The sequence below is a fragment of the Rhodoferax sp. BAB1 genome (assembly GCF_013334205.1).
GTDB lineage: Bacteria > Pseudomonadota > Gammaproteobacteria > Burkholderiales > Burkholderiaceae_C > Hylemonella.
Genome location: NZ_CP054424.1, coordinates 148,895 through 170,309, shown reverse-complemented (window position 1 = coordinate 170,309; position 21,415 = coordinate 148,895). Strand labels below are relative to the sequence as shown.

At 67.6% G+C, this 21,415-nt stretch carries 24 protein-coding genes and 1 pseudogene; 18 read left to right on the top strand and 7 right to left on the bottom strand.

The window, feature by feature from the left end; translation table 11 throughout:
- Positions 1 to 10: 10 nt before the first annotated feature.
- Together HTY51_RS00805 and glmU are read right to left on the bottom strand one after the other, a co-directional pair.
- Positions 11 to 769, bottom strand: a complete 759-nt coding sequence (locus tag HTY51_RS00805) for an ATP-binding protein (RefSeq protein WP_174250948.1) — start codon at positions 767 to 769, stop codon at positions 11 to 13.
- Positions 766 to 2,178 carry a bifunctional UDP-N-acetylglucosamine diphosphorylase/glucosamine-1-phosphate N-acetyltransferase GlmU gene (gene glmU, locus HTY51_RS00800; protein WP_174250947.1) on the bottom strand — a complete coding sequence of 471 codons (1,413 nt, stop codon included), beginning with the start codon at positions 2,176 to 2,178 and terminating at the stop codon, positions 766 to 768. Before glmU ends, HTY51_RS00805 begins: the two co-directional genes overlap by 4 nt.
- Between glmU and HTY51_RS00795 the strand changes: the two genes are divergently transcribed.
- Both HTY51_RS00795 and HTY51_RS00790 read left to right on the top strand, forming a co-directional pair.
- Positions 2,177 to 3,055, top strand: coding sequence for a DUF6279 family lipoprotein (locus HTY51_RS00795; RefSeq protein WP_174250946.1), 879 nt, complete (start codon positions 2,177 to 2,179; stop codon positions 3,053 to 3,055). The genes glmU and HTY51_RS00795 overlap by 2 nt on opposite strands.
- A 64-nt stretch (positions 3,056 to 3,119) precedes the next feature.
- Positions 3,120 to 3,719, top strand: a complete 600-nt coding sequence (locus HTY51_RS00790; RefSeq protein WP_174250945.1) for a DUF3617 family protein — start codon at positions 3,120 to 3,122, stop codon at positions 3,717 to 3,719.
- Between the two features lie 157 nt (positions 3,720 to 3,876).
- On the opposite strand, the gene HTY51_RS00785 is transcribed toward HTY51_RS00790, so the two are convergent.
- Complete coding sequence (locus HTY51_RS00785; protein ID WP_174250944.1) at positions 3,877 to 4,866, bottom strand: MBL fold metallo-hydrolase; 990 nt, start codon at positions 4,864 to 4,866, stop codon at positions 3,877 to 3,879.
- 74 nt (positions 4,867 to 4,940) lie between these two features.
- Positions 4,941 to 5,552: a 5-formyltetrahydrofolate cyclo-ligase gene (locus HTY51_RS00780; protein WP_174250943.1), complete on the bottom strand. Its 612-nt coding sequence runs from the start codon at positions 5,550 to 5,552 to the stop codon at positions 4,941 to 4,943.
- Between the two features lie 9 nt (positions 5,553 to 5,561).
- Here HTY51_RS00780 and HTY51_RS00775 point away from each other — a divergent pair, with 9 nt between their 5' ends.
- The 6 genes from HTY51_RS00775 to HTY51_RS00755 all read left to right on the top strand — a co-directional run bounded on the left by HTY51_RS00775 (position 5,562) and on the right by HTY51_RS00755 (position 11,120).
- The gene (locus HTY51_RS00775) at positions 5,562 to 7,562 is read left to right on the top strand and encodes a lytic transglycosylase domain-containing protein (protein ID WP_174250942.1); all 2,001 of its coding nucleotides are present in this window, start codon (positions 5,562 to 5,564) and stop codon (positions 7,560 to 7,562) included.
- The gene (locus HTY51_RS18710; RefSeq protein ID WP_256406483.1) at positions 7,559 to 7,684 is read left to right on the top strand and encodes a hypothetical protein; all 126 of its coding nucleotides are present in this window, start codon (positions 7,559 to 7,561) and stop codon (positions 7,682 to 7,684) included. The genes HTY51_RS00775 and HTY51_RS18710 overlap by 4 nt, the downstream gene beginning before the upstream one ends.
- Positions 7,681 to 8,649, top strand: a complete 969-nt coding sequence (locus HTY51_RS00770; protein WP_174250941.1) for a complex I NDUFA9 subunit family protein — start codon at positions 7,681 to 7,683, stop codon at positions 8,647 to 8,649. The genes HTY51_RS18710 and HTY51_RS00770 overlap by 4 nt, the downstream gene beginning before the upstream one ends.
- Positions 8,650 to 8,686: 37 nt before the next feature.
- The gene (locus HTY51_RS00765; protein WP_174250940.1) at positions 8,687 to 9,370 is read left to right on the top strand and encodes a glutathione S-transferase family protein; all 684 of its coding nucleotides are present in this window, start codon (positions 8,687 to 8,689) and stop codon (positions 9,368 to 9,370) included.
- 10 nt (positions 9,371 to 9,380) lie between these two features.
- Positions 9,381 to 10,646 (top strand): multifunctional CCA addition/repair protein, encoded by a 1,266-nt coding sequence (locus tag HTY51_RS00760; protein WP_174250939.1) that lies wholly within the window; start codon positions 9,381 to 9,383, stop codon positions 10,644 to 10,646.
- Positions 10,647 to 10,712: 66 nt separating this feature from the next.
- Positions 10,713 to 11,120 carry a hypothetical protein gene (locus HTY51_RS00755; RefSeq protein WP_174250938.1) on the top strand — a complete coding sequence of 136 codons (408 nt, stop codon included), beginning with the start codon at positions 10,713 to 10,715 and terminating at the stop codon, positions 11,118 to 11,120.
- A gap of 13 nt (positions 11,121 to 11,133) precedes the next feature.
- Here the strand turns inward: HTY51_RS00755 and trxC are convergent, their stop codons facing one another.
- The 3 genes from trxC to HTY51_RS00740 all read right to left on the bottom strand — a co-directional run bounded on the left by trxC (position 11,134) and on the right by HTY51_RS00740 (position 13,051).
- Positions 11,134 to 11,574 carry a thioredoxin TrxC gene (trxC, locus tag HTY51_RS00750; RefSeq protein WP_174250937.1) on the bottom strand — a complete coding sequence of 147 codons (441 nt, stop codon included), beginning with the start codon at positions 11,572 to 11,574 and terminating at the stop codon, positions 11,134 to 11,136.
- A gap of 218 nt (positions 11,575 to 11,792) precedes the next feature.
- The gene (locus HTY51_RS00745; protein ID WP_174250936.1) at positions 11,793 to 11,987 is read right to left on the bottom strand and encodes a DUF2905 domain-containing protein; all 195 of its coding nucleotides are present in this window, start codon (positions 11,985 to 11,987) and stop codon (positions 11,793 to 11,795) included.
- A 14-nt stretch (positions 11,988 to 12,001) separates the two neighbouring features.
- On the bottom strand, positions 12,002 to 13,051 hold the full coding sequence (locus HTY51_RS00740) for a class I SAM-dependent methyltransferase (RefSeq protein ID WP_254606943.1): 1,050 nt from the start codon (positions 13,049 to 13,051) through the stop codon (positions 12,002 to 12,004).
- Positions 13,052 to 13,374: 323 nt separating this feature from the next.
- Here HTY51_RS00740 and HTY51_RS00735 point away from each other — a divergent pair, with 323 nt between their 5' ends.
- From HTY51_RS00735 to HTY51_RS00690, 10 genes and pseudogenes are all read left to right on the top strand, one after another.
- The gene (locus tag HTY51_RS00735; RefSeq protein WP_174250934.1) at positions 13,375 to 14,133 is read left to right on the top strand and encodes an SDR family oxidoreductase; all 759 of its coding nucleotides are present in this window, start codon (positions 13,375 to 13,377) and stop codon (positions 14,131 to 14,133) included.
- Between the two features lie 12 nt (positions 14,134 to 14,145).
- Complete coding sequence (locus tag HTY51_RS00730; RefSeq protein ID WP_174250933.1) at positions 14,146 to 14,511, top strand: dihydroneopterin aldolase; 366 nt, start codon at positions 14,146 to 14,148, stop codon at positions 14,509 to 14,511.
- Positions 14,512 to 14,577: 66 nt separating this feature from the next.
- The gene (gene ttcA, locus HTY51_RS00725) at positions 14,578 to 15,504 is read left to right on the top strand and encodes a tRNA 2-thiocytidine(32) synthetase TtcA (RefSeq protein WP_174250932.1); all 927 of its coding nucleotides are present in this window, start codon (positions 14,578 to 14,580) and stop codon (positions 15,502 to 15,504) included.
- A gap of 2 nt (positions 15,505 to 15,506) precedes the next feature.
- Complete coding sequence (locus HTY51_RS00720) at positions 15,507 to 16,112, top strand: DUF4136 domain-containing protein (protein ID WP_174250931.1); 606 nt, start codon at positions 15,507 to 15,509, stop codon at positions 16,110 to 16,112.
- 14 nt (positions 16,113 to 16,126) lie between these two features.
- On the top strand, positions 16,127 to 16,771 hold the full coding sequence (locus HTY51_RS00715) for a histidine phosphatase family protein (protein ID WP_174250930.1): 645 nt from the start codon (positions 16,127 to 16,129) through the stop codon (positions 16,769 to 16,771).
- Positions 16,755 to 17,915, top strand: coding sequence for a DSD1 family PLP-dependent enzyme (locus tag HTY51_RS00710; protein ID WP_174250929.1), 1,161 nt, complete (start codon positions 16,755 to 16,757; stop codon positions 17,913 to 17,915). The genes HTY51_RS00715 and HTY51_RS00710 overlap by 17 nt, the downstream gene beginning before the upstream one ends.
- Positions 17,916 to 17,936: 21 nt before the next feature.
- Positions 17,937 to 19,408 (top strand): annotated as a pseudogene (locus HTY51_RS18815) (sensor histidine kinase).
- Positions 19,405 to 20,028, top strand: coding sequence for a response regulator transcription factor (locus HTY51_RS00700; protein WP_174250928.1), 624 nt, complete (start codon positions 19,405 to 19,407; stop codon positions 20,026 to 20,028). The pseudogene HTY51_RS18815 and the gene HTY51_RS00700 overlap by 4 nt, the downstream one beginning before the upstream one ends.
- A gap of 118 nt (positions 20,029 to 20,146) precedes the next feature.
- Positions 20,147 to 20,638, top strand: coding sequence for a heme-binding protein (locus HTY51_RS00695; protein ID WP_174250927.1), 492 nt, complete (start codon positions 20,147 to 20,149; stop codon positions 20,636 to 20,638).
- A gap of 28 nt (positions 20,639 to 20,666) precedes the next feature.
- The gene (locus HTY51_RS00690; protein WP_174250926.1) at positions 20,667 to 21,377 is read left to right on the top strand and encodes an ankyrin repeat domain-containing protein; all 711 of its coding nucleotides are present in this window, start codon (positions 20,667 to 20,669) and stop codon (positions 21,375 to 21,377) included.
- Positions 21,378 to 21,415: the final 38 nt, after the last annotated feature.

Here is a 21,415-nt window from a genome sequence, read left to right as displayed (position 1 = left end):
CTCTCTCAGCTCAGACGGGCGTGCCCATGGCACAGGGCAGCGTGAAGCTGACGGTGCAGCCCCCCTCCAGCGCGCCTTCGGCGTGAATGCTGCCGCCATGGCGCTCGACGATCTTGCGCGCGAGCGCCAGCCCCAGGCCCAGGCCTTCGAACTGGCTGGCCCCGTGCAGGCGCTGGAAGACGTGGAAGAGCTTGAACTGGCGCACCGGGTCGAAGCCCACGCCGTTGTCGCGCACATGGAGCGTGGCCAGGCCCTCAGGCGTCACTTCGGCACCGATCCCGATCACCGCGGTCTCGCGTGGGCGCGTGAACTTGAGCGCGTTGGACAGCAGGTGCACCAGCAGCTGGCGCAGCAGCGCGCCGTCCCCGATGAGCACGGGCAAACCCTCCTGCACCTGCCATTCGATCTGGCGGCCGGCACACAGCTCGGCCAGCTGAGCCTGCGCCTCGGCCACCAGGGTGCCGGCCTCCCATTCCCGCACCTGCAGCTCGACCCGGTCCAGCTGTGACCAGCTCATCAGGCCGTCGATCTGCTGGCCCAGTGTGCGGGCCGCGCCGTGGACCGTCTCCAGGTAGCTCAGCGCTTCCCCCGGCAGCACGGGGCCGGCTTCCTCGCGCAGCAGGGCGGCGTAGGACATGATGTGGCGCAGGCTGGCGCGCAGGTCATGCGATACCGCGTAGGCGAAGTCGCCGAGTGCGGCGCGCGCGTCGTGCAACTCGGCTTGCAGCCGCGCGATCTCCTGCTCGGGCGCGGGTTCGCTCTCGCTCATTTTCTCTTCTCGGGCCGCTTCCAGTTGCTCAGGCTGACCTGCTTGGCGCGCGCCACCGTCAGCGCGCCGGGCGCCGTGTCCTTGGTGATGGTGGAGCCGCCGCCCACGGTGCCGCCGGCACCGATGGTGACGGGGGCGATCAGCACGCAATTGCTGCCGATGTGCACGTCGGCCTCGATCACCGTGGTGTGCTTGTTGGCGCCGTCGTAATTGGCGGTGATGCTGCCAGCGCCGTAGTTCACGCGCTCGCCCACCTTCGAGTCACCGATGTAGGCCAGGTGGTTGGCCTTGGCGCCCCTGGCCAGGGTCGAGGCCTTGATCTCGACGAAGTTGCCGATGTGCACTTCCTCGCCCAGCTTGGCGCCGGGGCGCAGGCGGGCATAAGGACCGATCAGGGCGCCGGCACCGACCTCGATGCAATCCTTGTCGCTGGCACCGCCTTCGATGTGGGTATAGGGGTGGATCACCGCGCCGGCAGCGATGCGCGCGTTGCTGATCGTGCAATGCGCGCCGACCTTCACGCCCTCGCCCAGCTCCACCCGACCGGCGAAGATGCAGTTGATGTCGATCTCCACGTCCTGCCCGCACAGCAGTTCACCGCGCACATCAAACCGCGCCGGGTCGGCCAGGCGCACACCCTGCTCCATGAGGCCGCGCGCCACGCGCTGCTGGTGCGCACGCTCCAGTTCGGCCAGCTGCACCGGGCTGTTGATGCCGGCCACCTGCAGCGCATCGCTGATCTTGTGCGCCACCACGGGCACACCCTGCGCCACCGCGAACTTCACCACGTCGGTCAGGTAGTACTCGCCCTGGGCGTTTTTGTTGTCCAGCTGGCCCAGCCAGGGCTTGAGCAGCCGGGCCGGCACGGCCATGATGCCGCTGTAGATTTCCTGGATGGTGCGCTGGGCCTCGCTGGCGTCCTTGTGCTCCACGATGGCCCGTACCTCGCCCCCCGTAGAACGCACGATGCGGCCGTAGCCCGTCGGGTCGTCGAAGGCGATGGTCAGCAGGGCCAGCTTGTCGCCGCCGCAGGCCGCGATCAGCGCGCGCAGGGTGGTGCCTTCCGTCAGCGGCACGTCGCCCGAAAGCACCACCACGATGCCGTCGTCCGGCAGGGCCGGTACGGCCTGCTGCACGGCGTGGCCGGTGCCCAGCTGTGGCTCCTGGCGCACGAACTGCAAACCCGGCCCCTCACCGGGGCGGCGCACGCCGGCTTCGACTTCGGCCGCGCCATGGCCCGTGATGACCACCACGCGCCGGGCATTCAACCCCACGGCAGTGTCCACCACATGCTGCAACAATGCACGACCGGCCAATCGGTGCAACACTTTGGGCAAGCGGCTTTTCATGCGCGTGCCCTTGCCCGCCGCCATGATGACCACATCCACTGCCTGTCCGTTCTGCTTCATGCGCCTGCCTACCGTGATGTTGAGTTTCCTGCCCCGCATTATCAGCGCGCTGCTGCTGGTCCTGCTGGCCGGCTGCAGCGCCGTGCAGACCGGCTACAACAATGCCCCCACCCTGCTCTACTGGTGGCTGGACGGTTACATCGACTTCGAGGATGCCCAGGCCCGCCCGGTGCGCGAGAGTCTGGACGCGCTGCACGCCTGGCATCGCCGCCAGGAACTGCCAGCCTATGCCGAATGGCTGGGCCGCCTGCAGCAGCAGGCCGGGGCCACGGTCACGCCCGAGCAGGTCTGCAGCCACCTGGCCCAGGTCCGCGTGCACCTGCAGCACCTGGGCGAGCAGAGCGCCGACGGCCTGGCCCGGCTGGCACCCAGCGTGCAGCCCGAGCAGTTGCGCCACCTGGCCCGGCAGTTCGAGAAACACAACCAGAAATGGCGCGAGGAGTGGCTGGACGGCAGCCCCGCCGAACTGCTGGAGCGCCGCCTGGAACGCACCGTCGAGCGCTACGAAGATTTCTATGGCAGCCTGAGCGAGGCCCAGAAGACCCTGCTGCGCCAGCGCCTCACGGCCTCCAGCTTCGATGCCCGCCTGGCCTGGGCCGAGCGCCTGCGCCGCCAGCAGGACATGCTGCAGGTGCTGCAGGAACACCGCAACGGCGAGCGGCCGGCGCACGTCAAGGCCGAGATGCTGGCCTTGGTGCAACGCAGCCTGACACCGCCCGAGCCAGCAGCGCGCGCCCAGTTCGAGCGCATGCTGCAGGAGGGCTGCCAGAGCATCGCGGCCCTGCACAACAGCGCCAGCGAGGCGCAGCGGCGCCGGCTGGGCGAGAAGCTACGGGGCTACGAGGCCGATCTGCAGGCCCTGATCGCCTGGCGCTGAAACGCTGGCTGTGCCCGGGCCCTCTGCGAGAATGGGCGACGCCCACCCCCAAGGAGGATCCGTCATGCGCCCCTGCACACACAAGCTTCTGCGCCTCGGCCTGCTGGCCGCCCTGTTGCTGGCCGGCACGGGCCAGGCGGCCGCGCCACTGTCCGAACTCAAGCTGTTCAAGTCCGCCCCCATGGGCCAGGGCCTGTGGCGCATGGAACTGATCTCCAGCGACGACCCGCAGATGGCCCGCGGTGCAGCGGCCATGGGCCAGACCGGTCTGTGCATGGACGTGGCCAGGCAGATGTCCAAGAACACACCCGCCGAAGACCCCAGGTGCACGCCCAAGGTCCTGCGCAACACCGACAGCCAGGCCGAGATCGAGGTCAGTTGCAAGGACGGCGGGAGTTCGCGCATGCTCATGACCCGCGAGAGCGAGAAGAGCTACCTGATGGACAGCACCGTCAGCAAGGACGGCAAGCAGCGCAGCTTCAAGGTCCGCTACACCCACGCCGGCGCCTGCAAGGGCGAGTCCATGATGCAGTTCGACAAGAACAGCCCCATGTGCAAGCAGATGGACCCGGCCAAGATGCTGGCCGGCTGCGCCAGGCTGCCCGAGACCTCGCGCGCAGCCTGCGAGCAGCAGATGAAGGGCCTGGCGGCGTCCTGCCAATAAAAGGCTGGTGGCTCCGAACTTGTGAAGAAATCGTAGCGAGCGGCCCGAGCGCAAGGCGGACGGAGCGCAGCCACCGGAACGTACTTCAGGTACGTGAGGATGGCGAGCACCGCCCAACGCCGCGATCGGGTTGCGCAGTAGATTTATTCACAAGTTCTCAGCCCTGCAGCGCCTCCCACATCGCCTTGTCGCGCTCGGCCGTCCAGATGCGCGGGTTCTTGATGCCGCTGGCCTCGTCAAAGGCACGGCTCACGTCGAAGGGCAGGCAGTGTTCGTAGATGAAGACGTGGCCGAACACCGGGTCCATGCTCTTGCGCGCGTGCGCCATGGCGGCCTTCAGGTCCAGGCCCTGTGCCACGGCTTCCTTGCCTGCCTGGAACAGCGTCTGGACCCAGCGTTTCGTGTAATCCAGCGCCTTGTTGACGTTGGCATTGCCCTTCATGGCCTCGCCGCGGCCGGGCACCAGGTAGTCGGCCTTGAGGGCACGCAGGGCTTCCAGCGTGGCCGGCCATTCGGCCAGTTGGGCGTCACCCGTGTAGACGCCGGCCTCGTACTCGACCAGGTCGCCCGAGTACAGCACTTTTTCCTCTTCCACCCAGGCGATGGTGTCGCCGCGGGTGTGGCCGGGGCCGGGGCTCCAGATCTGCACCACCACGCCGCCCAGGTTGATGGACAGCTTGCCCGGCACCTCGCCCTTCACCGGGTTGCCGCCGCCGATGACCATGGTGGGCCAGGTCAGGCCGGGCACGGTCTCGGCGTTGCGGAACAGGCGCGGGAAACGCTCCATCTCGCTTTTCATGTCCTGCGCGCCGCGCTCACGGATCAGCTCCAGCGTGCCCTGGCTGGCAATGATCTCGGTGGCGCCTTCGGCGGCGTAGGCGTAGGCGCCCAGCACACGCACCGCGTGGTAGTGGGTCAGCAGCACGTACTTGATGGGCAGGTCGCTCACCGTGCGGATCTTGGCGATCAGGTCGCGCGCCATGGCCGGCGTGGCCGTGGCGTCGCTGACCATGATGAAACGCTCACCGATGATGACACCCGAGTTCGGATCCCCCTCGGTGGTGTAGGCCCAGCAATGTTTGCTGAGCTGTTCGAAGGTGGTTTTCTTGTCGGTCAGGTCGGCTTGCGAGGCAAAGGCTTTGCTCATGGGAACTCCGGGGGACACGCCGCGAGGCGAAAGCGCCGATTTTACTTAGGTGAAATTGCTTACGGATACCGTAATCAACCCATGCCGCCCACCGGCCACACCACGCCGTTGTCGTTGAGGATGGCCTCCAGCGGTATGTCATGCGGCTCGGGCTCGAAATCGTCGAGGTAACCCTGGGTGAAGCCCAGGCCCACGGTGTAGGGCTTGGGTTGCAGCGTGGCCAGGGTGCGGTCGTAGAAACCGCCGCCGTAACCCAGGCGGTAGCCGCCCGCCCCATAGCCCACGCAGGGCACGAAGAGCAGGGTGGGCACGATGACTTCGGTGTCCTTCGGCTTCGGAATGCCGTAGGCGTCTTCCTCCATCGGACAGCCGGGGTACCAGGCGTGGAAGGTCAGGGTCTTGTGTACCTTGTCGATCACGGGCAGGCCGATGCGCCGTGGTTGCGGCTGATCCAGCAGTTCGCCGTCCTCTTTCCAGCGATGCAGGGCCGGCAGGGGATCGAATTCGCCCTTGATCGGCCAGTAGGCGCCGATCACGGCGTCCGGCCGGCCCACCAACCAGATGCGCATGACTTGTTGCAAAAGTGCCGCACGCTGTAGGCGATCGGGCAGGTTCAGGCGTTCAGTAATGAGCCGCTGGCGCAGGTTTTTCTTCTCTAGCGCCCTTTTTGCCTCGGATGTGTCCATAATTTCCACATGCAGTTTCAAGTCATTCTGACAGCTATCGCCTTGACCCTGGGTCTGGCCCTGCCCGCCACGGGCGCACCGGCCAAGGCCAAGGCACGTGCCAAGCCCTCCCAGGATGCCCTGATCACCGACATGGCCGAAGCCTACAAGAAACTCGACCAGAAGCGGCTGGCCGCGCTCCTGCCCCAGGTCCAAGGCCATGTGCTGGAGTCCTGGGCCGCCTACTGGGAGCTCAGCGCCCGCCTGGAAAACGCCAAACCGGCCGAGATCGAGGCCTTCCTGGGCCGTTATGCCGGCACCTACGCGGAAGACCGCCTGCGCAACGACTGGCTGCTGCAGCTGGGCAAGCAGCGCGACTGGGCCCGCTTCACGGCCGAGCTGCCCCGCTACCGCATGGGCGACGACGCGGAAGTCCGCTGCCATGCCCTGCATGCGGCCTACAGCACCCAGAACGAAGACGTGGCCGCCCAGGTGCAGGAGCTCTGGCTGGCCCAGCGCGACCCGGATGAGGGCTGCGCCGCCGCAGCCGAACGCCTGATCAAGGACGAGAAGCTGGACCCCATGGTGGCCTGGCGCCGCGCCCGCCTGGGTTTCGAGTTCGACAAGCCGCGCATCGCCCAGCAGGCCATCGGCCTGCTCAACCCGGACTGGGCGAACGGCCTCAACACGCTGTACGCCAATCCCAAGCGCTACCTGGACGAAAAGCTCACCGCCTTCCGTCCCAAGACCCGCGAATGGGTCACCCTGGCCATGATCCGCCTGGCCTCCAGCGACCCGGAAGCCGCCGCCGAAGAGGTCAACAAGCTGCGCTGGCGCGCCCAGCTCACGCAGGAAGAACGCAGCTGGGTGTGGGGCGTGATCGGCAAGCGCGCCGCGCGCACCCTCTCGGACAAGGCCCTGGGCTACTACGCGCAGGGCGAAGATCGCCACATGCACAGCGACCACCTGGTCTGGAAAGTGCGCGCCGCGCTGCGCGCCAACGACTGGCAACAGGTGCACGATGGCATTGCCGCACTGAGCGAAACGCAGCTGCGCGACTCGACCTGGATCTACTGGCGCGCCCGCGCCCTGCTGGCCCTGCAGGCCCCCAATGCCGAGTTGCGCTCCCGCACCCTGCTGCAGTCCATCGCCTCGCCGCGCGGTTTCTACGAGCAGCTGGCCATGGAGGAACTGGGCCAGCGCATCAGCGCGCCCGCCGCCCCGGCCGCGCTGAGCGAAGAGGAGTTGCAGGCCGCACGCGACAACGAAGGCCTGCAGCGCGCACTGCACGCCATCAGCATCGGCCTGCGCTCGGAGGGCGTGCGCGAGTGGAACTACAGCACCAACCTGCACCAGCGCGGCGGCATGAGCGACCGCGAACTGCTGGCCGCGGCCGCCCTGGCCTGCGAGCAGCAGGTGTGGGACCGCTGCATCAACGCCAGCGAACGCACCCGCTCGATCATGGATTACACGCAGCGTTTCCCCACCCCCTTCCGCCAGGAGGTGCAGCAGCGCGCCGAACTCACGGGCCTGGAGCCGGCCTTCGTCTACGGCCTGATCCGCCAGGAAAGCCGTTTCATCCTGGAAGCCAAGTCCGGTGTGGGCGCGGCCGGCCTCATGCAGGTCATGCCCGCCACGGCACGCTGGACGGCGCGGCGCATCGGCATGAACAACTTCAAGCCCAGGCAGATCACCGAACGCGACACCAACATCGCCATCGGCACGGGTTACCTCAAGCTGGTACTGGAGGCCTTCGACGGCTCCATGCCCCTGGCCGCAGCGGCCTACAACGCCGGCCCCAGCCGCTCCAAGGTCTGGCGCGGCCAGGCGGGCGACCCGGTGCTCGAAGCCGCCATCTGGGCCGAGAACATCCCCTTCGGCGAAACGCGTGACTACGTCAAGAAAGTGCTGTCCAACACGGTGAATTACGCCGCCGTGCTCAGCGGCGAGCCCCAGTCACTCAAGGCCCGCCTGGGTTTTGTCGGCCCGCTGGGCGTGGACAAACCCGAACCCGCCGAAGAGTTGCCATGAGCCCGCACGGCCGCCCCGAAGGGCTCATCCTGGAGCGCACAGCGCGCAAGGTCCACATGCTCGCGCACGGCCGCTCCGAAGGGCTCATTCCGCAGCGCATGGCGCGGAGGATTTCCGAATGAAGCGTGTGCTCCTGCTGGGCGGTACGGGTTTCGTCGGCCGCCACATCTGCGAGCACCTGGCGCGCCTGCACTGGCCCATGACTGTGCCCACGCGCCGCGCGGCCAACGCCAGCGCGGTGCAACACCTGCCGCGCCTCACGGTGCTCGAAGCCGATGTGCACGACGAGGCCACACTGCGCCGGCTGCTCGTCGGCCATGACGCCGTCATCAACCTGGTGGCCATCCTGCACGGCAACGAAGCCGCCTTCCAGCGCAACCATGTCGAACTGCCGGAGAAACTGGCACGCGCCTGCCTGGCCATGGGCGTCAAGCGCCTGGTGCACATCGGCGCCCTGGGGGCCGAGCCGGCCGCCGCCGACACCGCGCCCTCGCGCTACCTGCGCAGCAAGTCGCGCGGCGAAGCCGCACTGCGGTCCGCCGCAGCCCAGGGCCTGCAACTCACCGTGCTGCGCCCCAGCGTGATCTTCGGTGCCGACGACCGCTTCCTCAATCTCTTCGCCGCACTGCAACGCATCTTCCCCGTGATGCCCCTGGCCGCTGCCGGCACCCGCTTCCAGCCGGCCTGGGTCGAAGATGTGGCGCAAGCGGTCGTGCACTGCCTGCAGGACACACGCACCGTCGGGTTGACCTATGAGCTCTGCGGGCCCGGCGTCTACACGCTCAAGGAACTGGTGCAGCTGGCCGGGCGCGCCGCCGGCATCCGCCGCGGCCGCGGCCGCCCGGTGATCCCCCTGCCCATGGCCATCGGCCGGCTGCAGGCGCTCTTGATGGAACTGACCCCGGGCCAGCCCCTGATGAGCCGCGACAATCTCGATTCGATGAAAGTCGACAACGTGGCCACCGGCCGCGTGCCCGGCTTCGCCGCGCTGGGCATCACGCCCACCGGCCCGGCCGCCGTGGCACCGGCTTACCTCGGCGACGGCGACCCGCTGCTGCAGCTGCGCAGCCGCTTCCGCCGCCGCTAGCCTCGCGCTAACATGGGCTCTTCAGACAGGAGAGGCCATGCTCAAGCTCACCATCGGCAACAAGAACTATTCGTCCTGGTCCATGCGGCCCTGGGTGCTGCTGCGCCAGGCCGGCATCCCCTTCGAGGAAAAGCTGGTGCGCTTCGATGCCTTCGATGCCGGCTCGCAGTTCAAGCAGGCCCTGGCGGGCCTCACGCCCACGGGCAAGGTGCCGGTGCTGCAGGACGACGCGCTGGTGATCTGGGACACCCTGGCCATCGCTGAATACCTGGCCGAACAATTCCCCGAGAAACAGCTCTGGCCCAAGGACAAGGCGGCCCGCGCCCGCGCGCGCAGCGTCTGCGCCGAGATGCACGCCGGTTTCAGCGCCCTGCGTAGCCACTGCACGATGAACATCGAGGCCTTGCTGCCCGACACCGGGGCCCTGATCTGGCGCGACCAGCCCGCCGTGCGCGCCGATGTAGAGCGTCTGGTGACCATGTGGAGCGAACTGCTCCAGGCCCACGGCGGGCCGCTGCTGTTCGGCAACTTCAGCATCGTCGACGCCTACTTCGCCCCGGTCTGCATGCGCCTGAAGACCTACGCCCTGCCGGTGCCGCCGGCCATCGCCGCCTATGTGGAGCGCGTGGCGGCGCTGTCCGGCGTGGCGGCGTGGATCGCCGACGCCCGCGCTGAGGCCGACTTCCGCGCTTTCGAAGAGCCCTACCGGCTCAAACGCTAGACTGCAGGCCATGCAGATCTATATGGTGGGTGGCGCCGTGCGCGACGCCCTGCTCGGCTTGCCGGTCCAGGACCACGACTGGGTGGTGGTGGGAACCACCCCCGAGGAGATGGTCGCCCAGGGTTTCGTGCCCGTGGGCAAGGACTTCCCGGTCTTCCTGCACCCGGTGACCAAGGAAGAGCACGCGCTGGCGCGCACCGAGCGCAAGACGGCGCGCGGTTACAAGGGTTTCGCCATCCACACCTCGCCCGAGGTGACGCTGGAGGAAGACCTGGCGCGGCGCGACCTGACCGTCAACGCCATCGCCGTGCACAGCAGCCAGTGCCGGCCCGACGGCTCTTTTGATGCCACGCACCTGACCGATCCCTATCACGGCCAGCGCGACATCGAGCACCGGGTGTTCCGCCACGTGACGCCGGCCTTCCGCGAGGACCCGGTGCGCATCCTGCGCGTGGCGCGTCTGTCCGCACGCTTCACCGATTTCACGGTGGCGCCCGAGACCATGGAACTGATGCAGCACATGGTGGACGACGGCGAGGTCGACCACCTGGTGGCAGAGCGTGTCTGGCAGGAGCTCAGTCGCGGTCTGATGGAAGAACAGCCTTCGCGCATGTTCGACGTGCTGCGCACCTGCGGCGCGCTGAAACGACTGCTGCCCGAGGTGGACCGCCTCTGGGGCGTGCCGCAGCCCGAACAGCACCACCCGGAGATCGACACCGGTCTGCACCTGATGATGGTGCTGGACATGGCCGCCCAACTGAACGCACCGCTGACCGTGCGTTTCGCCTGCCTGGGCCATGACCTGGGCAAGGGCACCACACCCGAAGAGCTGCTGCCGCGCCATATTGGCCACGAGGAGCGCAGCGCCCGGCTCCTGAAAAGCCTGTGCGAACGCCTGCGTGTGCCCATCGCTTGCGCAGAACTGGCCGACGTGGTGGCGCGCGAGCACGGCAACATCCACCGCAGCGGCACGCTGGGCGCCGCCGCTCTGGTGCGCCTGCTGGAGCGCTGCGACGCCATCCGCAAGCCGCAGCGTTTTGCCGAAGTGCTGCTGGCCTGCGAGTGCGACGCCCGCGGCCGCCTGGGCCTGCAGGCGGAACCCTACCCGCAGGCGACACGCCTGCAGGGTGTGCTGGAGACCGTGCTGGCCCTGCCCACGCAGGCCATCGCCGAGCACGCCATGGCCCAGGGGCACAGCGGCAAGAAGGTGGGTGAGATCATTCACACGGCCCGTGCCCAGGCCGTGGCGCAGCATCTGGGCCTGGACAGCCAATAACCCGTTGCGGCAGTCGGCTGCTTTGACGCGCCGGCAAAGCCGCAGCGCCTGCCGCATGATGACTGCATGCCCGTGCCGCCCCGCAATCCCTTCAACCCACCTCTGGCTGAAGGCGTGCGCCGTTTCGGCTTTCGCAAGTGGTACGAACGCGAGCTGCTCTCCAGCCACGCCCACCTGCTGCTGACCCTGCTGTGCAGCATCGCGCTGATCGGCATGCTGGAGGTCTTCCAGGGCGGTAGCCTGGGCGAGAAGCTGCTCGACGTGCTGCTTTTCATCGCCAGTGGCGCCATCGGCCTGTGGTCGCTTCGACGTTACCTCTACCTGCTCATGCATGCCGAGGAAGTGGCCAACCAGGCTAACTGTCCGGACTGCGGCACCTATGCGCGCTTCGAGATCGTCAGTGAAGACAGGCGCAACAGCCACACCGAGGTGCGCTGCCGCGCCTGTACGCGCGTGTGGACCATCGAGGCCTGAAGCAGGCGCCCGCTTAGCGCAAGTGCTGGCGCACCCAGGCGGTTATCTGGGCCGGCGAGGTCATGGCACCCGGTTGCCGCGCGACTTCACGGCCGCCCACAAACAGCGCCAGCGTGGGAATGCTGCGGATGTTGAAGCGCGCCGCCAGGGCCTGCTCGTCCTCGGTGTTCACCTTGGCCAGGCGCACCTGCGGCTCCAGCTGGGCCGCGGCCTGCTCGAAGGCCGGCGCCATCATGCGGCAGGGGCCGCACCAGGGCGCCCAGAAGTCCACCAGCACCGGCAGCTCGCTGCGGCCGATGTGGCGCTCGAAAGAGGCCGCGTCCAGCGCCACCGGCTGACCGGCGAAGAGGGGCTGATGGCATTTGCCGCAATCCGGTGCCTTCGCCAAGTCCACGACCTGGACGCGGTTGGTGGTGTGGCAATGCGGACAGACGATGTGGCGCGTTTCGCTCATGGTGAACCCTTTCTAACCCTCAGTATGGGGGCAGGGGTATCCGTTTCAAGCCCGGCTCAGAGGCTGAGAGTGAATTGACCGTGGTCGAGCAGGCCACGCAAACGCTCCCAATCAAGGCGCAAAGCACAGCCGTAGCTCGGGCTACGGCGAGCATTTGCAACGCCGAGTGGGGGCGTTTGAGAGGGATGAGCGGCCATGGGCAATTTGCTCTCAGCCTCTCAGATGAAGCGCGCAATGCCCGCGGCCACCAGGCTCAGCAGGATGGTGGTGGTGAAAGGCAGGTTGAACTCGCGGCCGAAGAGCGTGAAGTTCAGGTCACCGGGCAGGCGGCCGAAACCGATCTTCTTGAACCAGGGCGTGACCGCGTTGACCAGCAGCAGGATGAAAAAGATGACGAGCAGCCAGCGGAACATGGTGTGTGTCGGATTCAGAGTGTGTGGGTACGGTCGCCGGCGGAAAACCCCGTGGCATACCAGGGCTCGCCGGTGCACAGGCCGATGACCTTGAACAGCTCGCCCATCTCATGCTCCATGACCAGCTTGTGGGCCTGCGCGCGCGCCGGCAGTTCGGCCTGCTCCATCAGCTGGGCCAGGCCGCAATTGAGCAGGAAACGCGCCTGCGAACAGTACCCCAGCGCCGACAGGCCTGCCTCCTGCGCGGCCAGCGCGATGCCGGTGAAGTTGACGTGGGCCGTGATGTCCTTGAGCCCCACGTCGGTGAGCGGATCGGCATCGGCCTGGTGACCGCGGTGGCACATGACCGTGCCCATATGGCGTTGCGGATGGTAGTACTCACCCTCGGGGAAGCCGTAGTCGATGAAAAAGGCCGCGCCGCGCTGTAGCCGCTCGGCCAGGGTGCGGATGAAGGCCTCGGCCTGCAGATGGATCTCGGTCAGGTAATCGTGCCCGCCGGCGGGCTCCACGGGTGGGCGCAGCGCCGTCGGCCGGTCGGCCCAGACGTAGCGATCACCGGCCAGCGCCACGCCCCGCTCGTACCAGAGGCCGCCACCACGTGCGAGCAGTTGCACGGGCATGGCGTCCAGCACCTCGTTGCCCACCACCACGCCCTGCATCGTGGCCGGCAGTTCACTGACCCAGTGCACACGGTCGCCAAATTTCTGCAAGGCCTGCTGCTGGCGCACCCGCAGCGCCCCCGACAGGTCGACGATGGTGTAACGGCGCACCTGCTCGCCCAGGGTTTCCAGCAACTGCAGGGCCAGCGCCCCGGAACCGGCGCCGAACTCCCAGACCTCGTCGGTCTGGGTGTGCTGCAGGGCCTGGCCCACCTGCACCGCCAACGCACGGCCGAACAGGGGCGAGAGTTCGGGCGCCGTCACGAAATCGCTGCCCGAACCCGGCATGAGGCCGAGCTTGCGCAGGTCATTGGCGTAATAACCCAGGCCCGGCGTGTACAGGGCCCGGCTCATGAAATCGTCAAAGCCGATCCAGCCCCCGGCCGCCTGGACGGCTTGCACCATGCGGGATGTCAGGGTGGTCGTTAAACTGTCGGCTGTATTCATAAGGGTCTGTTCACGCCATTTTTGCATGATGCGTTGCGGAACAAAAAAGCCATGCGGTAGGCGCGCAGTCGCCGCCGGAGTCATCTCCGGCTAGACTGCGCAACACCCCGCATGGCCTTTTTGGCCGCAACCCGAAGGGAACGGGGTTAAAAAAGCGCCACTCGTTGTTGCACTCCTAGCTCAGGCTTTAGCCTGAGCGTCGTCGCGCGCCTAGATTGGCGCTTTTTTAACCGCGTTCGCACATGTAAAAATGGCGTGAACAGACCCTCGATTCTCCTCCAATGTCCTCCCCCGCCCGCACCGTGCTCGTGACCGGCTCGGCCAAACGCCTGGGCCGCGAGATCGCGCTCACCCTGGCCCGGGCCGGCTGGCAGGTGGCCGTGCATTACCGCGGCTCGGTGGACGAGGCCATGTTGACCGTGGCCGACTGCGACTTGCTCACTGCGGCCGCCGCCTTTGATGCCGATCTGGCCGATGAGGCCGCCGTGCGCGCGCTGCTGCCGCGGGTGGTCGCGCATTTCGGCCAGGTCGACGCGGTGGTCAACAGCGCCGCCCTGTTCGAGCACGACAGTGCCGCGACCTTCGGCTACGCCGCGCTCGAAAAGCACCTGCGCGCCAACACGGGCGCGCCCATCCTGCTGGCGCAGGCCCTGAACACGCATGTGCGGGAGCGTTCGGGCAAGGGGGTCGTGGTCAACCTGCTGGACCAGAAGCTGTGGAACCAGAACCCGGATTTCCTGAGCTACACCCTGTCCAAGGCGGCGCTGGAAGCGGCCAACACCATGCTGGCCATGGCCCTGGCGCCCGACGTACGTGTGGTGGGCGTGGCGCCCGGCCTGACGCTGACCAGCGAGTACCTGAGCCCGGAGAAGTTCGAAGCCCTGCACAAGCTCTCGCCGCTGGGTCGCTCCTCCACCCCCGAAGACGTGGCCGGCGCGGTGAAATTTGCGCTGGAAAACGCGTCCATCACCGGCACCACCCTGCTGGTGGACGGCGGCCAGCACCTCTTGCGCTTTTCGCGCGACTTTTCGATGATGTAAGCGCAGCGCGTCATGACCAAAGGCACCCAGATCCTCACGCTCACCGGTTTGCGCTTCGACGCCAACCTGGGCATCCTCGACCACGAGAAGGCCGCCCCGCAGCCCATCCAGGTCGACGCCGAGCTCAACCTCGGCCCGCAGCCGTTGCGCCCGCACGACGACGACATCAACCACGTGCTGGACTACCGCAAGGTGCGCCAGATCATCATCGACGAATGCCGCTCCGAGCACATGAACCTGCTGGAAAGCATGATCGGCAAGCTGGCCGACCGCCTGCTGCAGCTGCCCGGCGTGATCGGCGTGCGCGTGAAGATCGTCAAACTGGAAATCTTCGACGACTGCGAAGTCGCCATCCGCGCCGAAACCGGCATCTGGTGAACGCGGAACCAAACAAGTGAACGGGGGCTCTGACCCCCAGCGGGCTACCGGCCCATGGAGTGAATGATGAGTGCCGTCTGGATAGACAATGAACCGGCCGTCAGCAATGACAAGGCCCTGAAGATCGAGCGCGAAACGCACAAGCTCGAAAAGCGCCTGTGCCGCAACGTCGGCCAGGCCATCATGGACTACAACATGATCGAGGAAGGCGACCGGGTCATGGTCTGCATGTCCGGCGGCAAGGACAGCTACGGCATGCTGGACATCCTCATGAAGCTCAAGGCCCGTGCGCCCATCGACTTCACCCTGGTGGCCGTCAACCTGGACCAGAAACAACCCGGTTTCCCCGACCACATCCTGCCCGAGTACCTGAAAAAGCTGGGCATCGAGTTCCACATCGAGACCCAGGACACCTATTCCATCGTCAAGGAGAAGGTCCCCGAGGGCAAGACCATGTGCAGCCTGTGCAGCCGTCTTCGCCGCGGCATCCTGTACAACGTGGCGCGCCAGCTCAAGTGCAACAAGCTCGCCCTGGGCCACCACCGCGACGACATGCTGCAGACCTTTTTCCTCAACATGTTCTTCGGCGGCAAGTTGAAGGGCATGCCCCCGAAGCTCACCAGCGACAACGGCGAATTCATCGTGATCCGGCCCATGGCCTATGTGGTCGAGAAGGACCTGATCCGCTGGGCCGAGCACAAGGCTTTCCCCATCATCCCCTGCACCCTGTGCGGCAGCCAGGAGAACCTGCAGCGCAAGCAGATCGGCAACCTGCTGCGCGAGTGGGACAAGAAGTTCCCCGGCCGGCTGGAGACCATGTTCACCGCGCTGCAGAACGTGGTGCCCTCGCACCTGATGGACGCGAAACTGCACGACTTCAGGAACCTGAAGGCCACCGGCGTGCCCGACGCGAACGGCGACCTGGCCTTCGACGAGGAAGAACTGCCCGCTGCACCCGGCCTGCCCGGCGGCGTGCAGGTGGTGACGCTGTAAAAATGAAGCGGCTTCTCTTTCTGCTATCCCTCACGCTGCTGCTCGGCGGCTGCTCGGGTTTGCGGCTGGTCGAATCCCAGGTGCGCGCCACGGCCGCCATACCGACCGGCGGCGCGGCCATCGAGGCCGGTGCGCGCTACCGCTTCGAACGCCTGCCCTCGCAGACCGATCCTGTCGAGACCGATACGGTGGAAGCCATCGCCGAGGCCGAACTGACCGAGGTGGGCCTGGTGCGCGACGACAAGAACCCGCGCTACAGCGTGCAGATCACGACCCGCATGGAATCCTTCTACGTGGATGACTGGGGCCGCCCCTACAGCGGACCGCGTGTGGGCGGCTCCATCATGATCGGCACGGGCAACCTGGGCATAGGCATCGGTACCGGCGTGGGCATGCGTTTCCCACCGCCCAGCCAGTACCGCCACGAGGCCACCCTGCTGCTGCGTGATCTCCAGAACAACCAGGTCGTTTATGAAACCAGCGCCCTGCACGAAGGGCCCTGGAACGACCGCTACAACATCCTGCGCGCGGTGCTGGCCGCGGCCCTGAAAGACTTTCCCGATCCGCCGGCCGGCGCGCGCCGTGTGAAGGTCGAGATTCCGCGCTGAACCTGCCCCCCAGGATGGACAAAACCACACGCATCCTCGCCATCCGCCACGGTGAAACCGCCTGGAATGTGGACACGCGTATCCAGGGCCACCTGGACATCCCGCTCAACGACACGGGCCGCTGGCAAGCCGCACGGCTGGCGCGCGCCCTGGCCGTGCGCGACACCATCCACGCCGTCTACAGCAGCGACCTGCAACGCGCCCACGACACCGCGCGGGCCATCGCCACCGCCACCGGCGCCCCGCTGGCCACGCACACCGGTCTGCGCGAACGCGGCTTCGGTATCTTCGAAGGCAAGACCTACGTCGAGATCGAACAGACCTGGCCCGAGGAATCCGAACACTGGCGCAAACGCACACCACACTGGGCACCCGCCGGCGGCGAGTCGCTGCTGCAGGTGCGCGAGCGCATCACGCACACCCTGCGCGAACTGGCCGCGCGCCATCCGGGCCAGCAGATCGTGCTGGTGGCGCACGGCGGCGTGATGGACCAGCTCTACCGCGCTGCCACCGGCCAGGACCTGCAGGCCCCGCGCACCTGGCAGCTCGGCAACACCGCCGTGAACCGCCTGCTCTGGACGCCTGAAGGTCTGTCCCTGGTGGGCTGGGCCGACACCTCGCACCTGGAAGACAACTCGCTCGATGAAATCAGCACCTGACACCCCCCCGCATCGCCTGCAACACCTGATCGGCCAGAGCGTCGCCGCCATCGACACCCCGGCCCTGGTGGTCGACCTCGACGCCATGGAACGCAATCTGCAGCGCATGGCCGATTACGCCAAATCGCACGGTGTGAAACTGCGCCCGCACGCCAAGATGCACAAGAGCGCCGCTCTGGGTCTGCGCCAGATGCAGGCCGGCGCCGTGGGCCTGTGCGTGCAGAAAACCTCCGAGGCCGAAGCCCTGGCCGCCGCCAGCGTGAACGACCTCTACATCAGCAATGAAGTCATCGCCCACCCGAAGCTGCAGCGCGTGGCGGCCCTGGCGCGCAGCCTGCAGGCACGCGGTGGCCGCCTGGCCATCGCGGTGGACAGCCTGCTGGGCATCGCGCACCTGGCGCAGGCCATGGGCAGCGGCGAGAACCTGATCGATGTGTTTGTGGAACTCGACGTGGGCCAGAAACGCTGCGGTGTCGCCGAACCCGCCGACGTGCTGCCGCTCGCACAGGCCATCGCCCGCCACCCCGCCCTGCGCCTGGCTGGCCTGCAGGCCTATAACGGCCGCGCCCAGCACCTGCGCACCGTGGCCGAGCGCCGCGCCGCGCTGGACGAGGTGATCGCCCGCGTGCAGCAGGCTCGCCGCATTGTCGAGGCCGCGGGCCTGAGCCTGCCGCTGGTCACGGGCGCCGGCAGCGGCACCTTCGGTCTGGAAGCCACCAGCGGTGTCTTCGGCGAACTGCAAGCCGGCTCCTACCTTTTCATGGACGCCGACTACGCGCGCAACGAGGTCGACACGTCACAACCGCAATTCGAGCACGCGCTCTTCGTCAAGACCCAGGTCATGAGCGTCAGCGCTGGCCACGTGGTGGTGGACGCCGGCCACAAAAGCCACGCCATCGAATCGGGCCTGCCCCGCGTGCACGGCGAAGTGCTCGAAGCCACCGGCTGCAACGACGAGCACACCACCCTGCGGGCCACCAGCTCGGCCCCCTTGCCCGCGCTGGGCGAAACGCTCTGGCTGATCCCCGGCCACTGCGACCCCACCGTCAATCTGCACGACTGGCTGATCGGCGTGCGCGGCGGCCTGCAAGCCGGCAGCGTCGCCGAGCTGATCCGGGTGGATGCCCGCGGCTGCCTGGACTGATCCCGGGCACCAGGTCTCACCATGCCCGCCGCCGCCCTGCGTCATCGACTCCTCTGGCTCCTGGGCGGCGCAGTCCTCGCTGCCACCGGCGCCGTGGTCCTGGCACGGCTGGAGCTGACCCGCCAGTTCGAGGCCTTCGAGACCAACGCCCGCATCGTGCACCGCCTGCTGAGCCAGCGTGTGGTGCAGCACGACGCCATCATGGACACGCTGGCCCTGCTGCAGCCGCCGGCCGCCGGCCCCCGTGCCGGCGCGCCCGAGCAGCGCCTGCCCGCGCTGTACCCGCAGATCCTCTCCGTACAGCGGCGTAACCCGGGTCAGACGTGGGCGGATGCAAAGCTGACCAGCATCGAAGCCGAATCGCGGCTACGCAAGCGTCCGGCCCTGGGCGCGGTGGACTTCGGCGCTGGCCGTTACCAACTGCTGATGGCAGCCACGCCCAGCAGCTTTGTGCTGACCCTGGACCTGCGTGCGCTGGCGCCCTGGAACGACTGGCCCATGGAACGCGAGCGCAGCCCGGTGCGCGTGGCGCTGGAATATGGCGGGCAGCAGATGGTGCTGCAGCCAGGCGTCAACGTTGACCAGAGCTCGGGCTGGTTCTTCGAATTCCGCAAGCAGCTGGCCGCCGAGAGCCAGCCTTTTGAAGTCGTGGCGCAGCAGCGTGTGGGCTGGGCCGAGCTGCCCTGGGCCCGTATGCTGCTCTGGACGCTGGCCGTGGCCGCGGTGCTGACCCTGCTGCGCCAGTACCTGCAACAGCGTGCCGAACAGCAACGCAGCCAGGCCCTGCTGCGCCTGGGCCAGGTGGCCCGGCTCAACACCCTGGGTGAACTCGCCGCCGGCATGGCCCATGAACTGAACCAGCCGCTCACAGCCGTGCTGGCCAACACACAAGCGGCACAACGCCTGCTGGCCGAAGACCCGCCCGAACTGGCCACGGCCCGCGGTGCCATGGAGCAAGCCAGCGCCCAGGCCCGCCGCGCCGCCGAGGTGCTGGGCCGCTTGCGCCGCAGCGTGGAACGCCCCGACCCCGGCGCGCACGTGCAAGCGCTGAGCCTGAACGAAGCCCTGCACCGCGCGCTGTATCTGCTGGAGCCCGAATGCCAGCGCCGCGGGGTCACACCCGAAGTGCAGGCGCATGCCAACGTGCAGGTACTGGCCGAACCGGTGGCGCTGGAGCAGATCGTGCACAACCTGCTGATGAACGCGCTGCAGGCCCTGGAACAGGTGCCTGCCGGCGAACGCCATCTCACGCTGAGCCTGCAGCAGCAGGACGGCAAAGGCGAGCTGGCCGTGGCCGACAGCGGGCCAGGCATCCCCCCGAGGTGCTGCCGCACATCTTCGAGCCCTTCTACACCACGCGCAAGGACGGCTTGGGTCTGGGGCTCAGCCTGTGCGAAACCTTGGCCACCGGCATGGCCGGCCAACTCAGCGTGAGCGTGGTGGCCCCGCGCGGCACGCGCTTTTGCCTGCATCTGCCCCTGGCCCACGCATGAACGCACCCCAGTCCCCGCTGATCCACCTGATCGACGACGACGCGGCCGTGCGCGAGAGCCTGGCCCTGCTGATCTCCACCGTGGGCCTGCGGGTGCAGACCTGGGACCGGCCTGACACTTTTCTGGCCGGGTTCGACCGCCAGGGCATAGGCGCCATCGTGCTGGACGTGCGCATGCCCGGCATCAGCGGCCTGAGTCTGCTGGACACGCTGATCGCCCAGGGCGTGGACCAGCCCATCCTTATGCTCACGGGCCACGGCACGGTGGAAATGTGCCGCCGCGCCTTCAAGGCCGGCGCCGCCGAGTTCCTGGAAAAACCCGTCAACGACGAACAACTGCTCGAAGCCCTGCAGCAGGCCGTCAGACAACACGTGAAGTCGCGCGAGCGGCACCAGGCCGACCGTCTGGCACGCGAGCGTTACGCCCAGCTCTCCGAGCGCGAGCGTGAGGTGCTGGGCCTCATCGTCGCGGGCCTGACCAACAAGGAGATCGGCCGCGCGCTCGACCTCTCGCCGCGCACGGTCGAAACCCACCGCGCCCACCTCTTCGCCAAGCTGCAGGCCGAGTCCCTGGCCCAGCTGATCCGCGCCTACGCGGCCCTGGTCGAGGCCTCTCCGTAGTTCTACGGAGCCCCGCGCGTAGCCGACCGCATGGCGGCGCGCGCCTCGTTTTCCTACAGTGCATCCATGGTTCGGCGGGCGCCGGACCAGACCCCAAATCCTCACAGGAGCACTGCACATGTCCACCTTCACCAAATCCTCGGTCCTCGTCCTGAGCCTCGTTGCCGGCCTCGCCAGCGCGCAATCCGTGCGCATCGAAAAGAACATGTCCCTGGAACTGGCCAACCAGATCGCCAGCGCCACCGTGGCCGCCTGCACCGCCGCCGGCTACAACGTGGCCGCCACCGTGGTGGACCGCGCCGGCACCGTGCGCGCCGTGCAGCGTGCCGACAACGCCGGTCCCCACACCCTGGAAGCCAGCCGCCTGAAGGCCTACACCTCGGCCTCGGCCAAGAACACCACCCTGGCCATCATGGAAGCCTCGCAGAAGAACCCCGCTGCGGCCAACCTGGGCAGCATCCCCGGTTACCTGCTGCTCGGCGGTGGTGTGCCCGTGAAAGTGGGCAATGAAGTCATCGGCGCCGTGGGCGTAGGCGGTGCACCCGGCGGCCACCTGGACGAACAATGCGCCGTGGCCGCCATCGCCAAGGTGCAGGACCAGCTGAAGTAAGCACAATGCACAGCAGAGGAGAACTCACATGTCTATTCGACGCTTCCTCGGTATCTCCCTGCTGGCCCTGGCAGGCCTGGCGACGCTCGCCAGCCTGCCGGCGCAGGCCCAGGTGCCACCCTCACCGGCCGAAGCCGCGGCCTACACCGGCCTGCATGCAGCTGCCTGGGTGGGTGACCTGCCGCGTCTGCAGCAGCTCATAGCTGCTGCAAACAAAACCCAACTCAACGCACGCGACCCTTATGGCCGCACGCCCCTGCACGTCGCCACCTACGCACGCCAACGCGCCGCCATCAAGGCCCTGGCCCAGGCCGGCGCCGACCTGAACCTGCTGGAGAACGACCGTTACGACACCGTCACCATCGCCTCCGTCGCGGACGACGAAGAAACGCTGCGACTGCTGCTGCAGCTCGGCGCCAAGGCCGGCCAGACCACCAGCCGCTACGACGGTACGGCCCTGATAGCAGCCGCCCATCTGGGCCACGACGGCGTGGTACGCCAGCTGATCGCCGCCGGTGCGCCGCTGGACCATGTGAACAACCTGCACTGGACAGCCGTCATCGAATCCATCGTGCTCGGCGACGGCGGCAAGCGCCACCAGGCCACGCTCCAGGCCCTGATCCAGGCCGGCGCCAACCTTCAACTCAAGGACCGCATGGGGCAGACACCGCTGGCCCTGGCGCGCGCACGGGGTTATGGCTCGATGGAGAAGATGCTGCTAGCGGCGGGCGCCAAATAAGCCCATATCAGGGTTCTTGCGAAGGGCGGCGAGTACTG

Coding starts and splice junctions, on each gene's coding strand:
- HTY51_RS00805 (WP_174250948.1), bottom strand. CDS start 769: ATGAGCGAGAGCGAACCCGCGCCCGAGCAGGAGATCGCGCGGCTGCAA.
- HTY51_RS00770 (WP_174250941.1), top strand. CDS start 7,681: ATGAAGCGTGTGCTCCTGCTGGGCGGTACGGGTTTCGTCGGCCGCCAC.
- HTY51_RS00735 (WP_174250934.1), top strand. CDS start 13,375: ATGTCCTCCCCCGCCCGCACCGTGCTCGTGACCGGCTCGGCCAAACGC.
- ttcA (WP_174250932.1), top strand. CDS start 14,578: ATGAGTGCCGTCTGGATAGACAATGAACCGGCCGTCAGCAATGACAAG.
- HTY51_RS00780 (WP_174250943.1), bottom strand. CDS start 5,552: ATGGACACATCCGAGGCAAAAAGGGCGCTAGAGAAGAAAAACCTGCGC.
- HTY51_RS00785 (WP_174250944.1), bottom strand. CDS start 4,866: ATGAGCAAAGCCTTTGCCTCGCAAGCCGACCTGACCGACAAGAAAACC.
- HTY51_RS00695 (WP_174250927.1), top strand. CDS start 20,147: ATGTCCACCTTCACCAAATCCTCGGTCCTCGTCCTGAGCCTCGTTGCC.
- HTY51_RS00690 (WP_174250926.1), top strand. CDS start 20,667: ATGTCTATTCGACGCTTCCTCGGTATCTCCCTGCTGGCCCTGGCAGGC.
- HTY51_RS00765 (WP_174250940.1), top strand. CDS start 8,687: ATGCTCAAGCTCACCATCGGCAACAAGAACTATTCGTCCTGGTCCATG.
- HTY51_RS00740 (WP_254606943.1), bottom strand. CDS start 13,051: ATGGTGCAAGCCGTCCAGGCGGCCGGGGGCTGGATCGGCTTTGACGAT.
- HTY51_RS00700 (WP_174250928.1), top strand. CDS start 19,405: ATGAACGCACCCCAGTCCCCGCTGATCCACCTGATCGACGACGACGCG.
- HTY51_RS00745 (WP_174250936.1), bottom strand. CDS start 11,987: ATGTTCCGCTGGCTGCTCGTCATCTTTTTCATCCTGCTGCTGGTCAAC.
- HTY51_RS00715 (WP_174250930.1), top strand. CDS start 16,127: ATGGACAAAACCACACGCATCCTCGCCATCCGCCACGGTGAAACCGCC.
- HTY51_RS00755 (WP_174250938.1), top strand. CDS start 10,713: ATGCCCGTGCCGCCCCGCAATCCCTTCAACCCACCTCTGGCTGAAGGC.
- glmU (WP_174250947.1), bottom strand. CDS start 2,178: ATGAAGCAGAACGGACAGGCAGTGGATGTGGTCATCATGGCGGCGGGC.
- trxC (WP_174250937.1), bottom strand. CDS start 11,574: ATGAGCGAAACGCGCCACATCGTCTGTCCGCATTGCCACACCACCAAC.
- HTY51_RS00775 (WP_174250942.1), top strand. CDS start 5,562: ATGCAGTTTCAAGTCATTCTGACAGCTATCGCCTTGACCCTGGGTCTG.
- HTY51_RS00760 (WP_174250939.1), top strand. CDS start 9,381: ATGCAGATCTATATGGTGGGTGGCGCCGTGCGCGACGCCCTGCTCGGC.
- HTY51_RS00795 (WP_174250946.1), top strand. CDS start 2,177: ATGCGCCTGCCTACCGTGATGTTGAGTTTCCTGCCCCGCATTATCAGC.
- HTY51_RS18710 (WP_256406483.1), top strand. CDS start 7,559: ATGAGCCCGCACGGCCGCCCCGAAGGGCTCATCCTGGAGCGCACAGCG.
- HTY51_RS00710 (WP_174250929.1), top strand. CDS start 16,755: ATGAAATCAGCACCTGACACCCCCCCGCATCGCCTGCAACACCTGATC.
- HTY51_RS00790 (WP_174250945.1), top strand. CDS start 3,120: ATGCGCCCCTGCACACACAAGCTTCTGCGCCTCGGCCTGCTGGCCGCC.
- HTY51_RS00720 (WP_174250931.1), top strand. CDS start 15,507: ATGAAGCGGCTTCTCTTTCTGCTATCCCTCACGCTGCTGCTCGGCGGC.
- HTY51_RS00730 (WP_174250933.1), top strand. CDS start 14,146: ATGACCAAAGGCACCCAGATCCTCACGCTCACCGGTTTGCGCTTCGAC.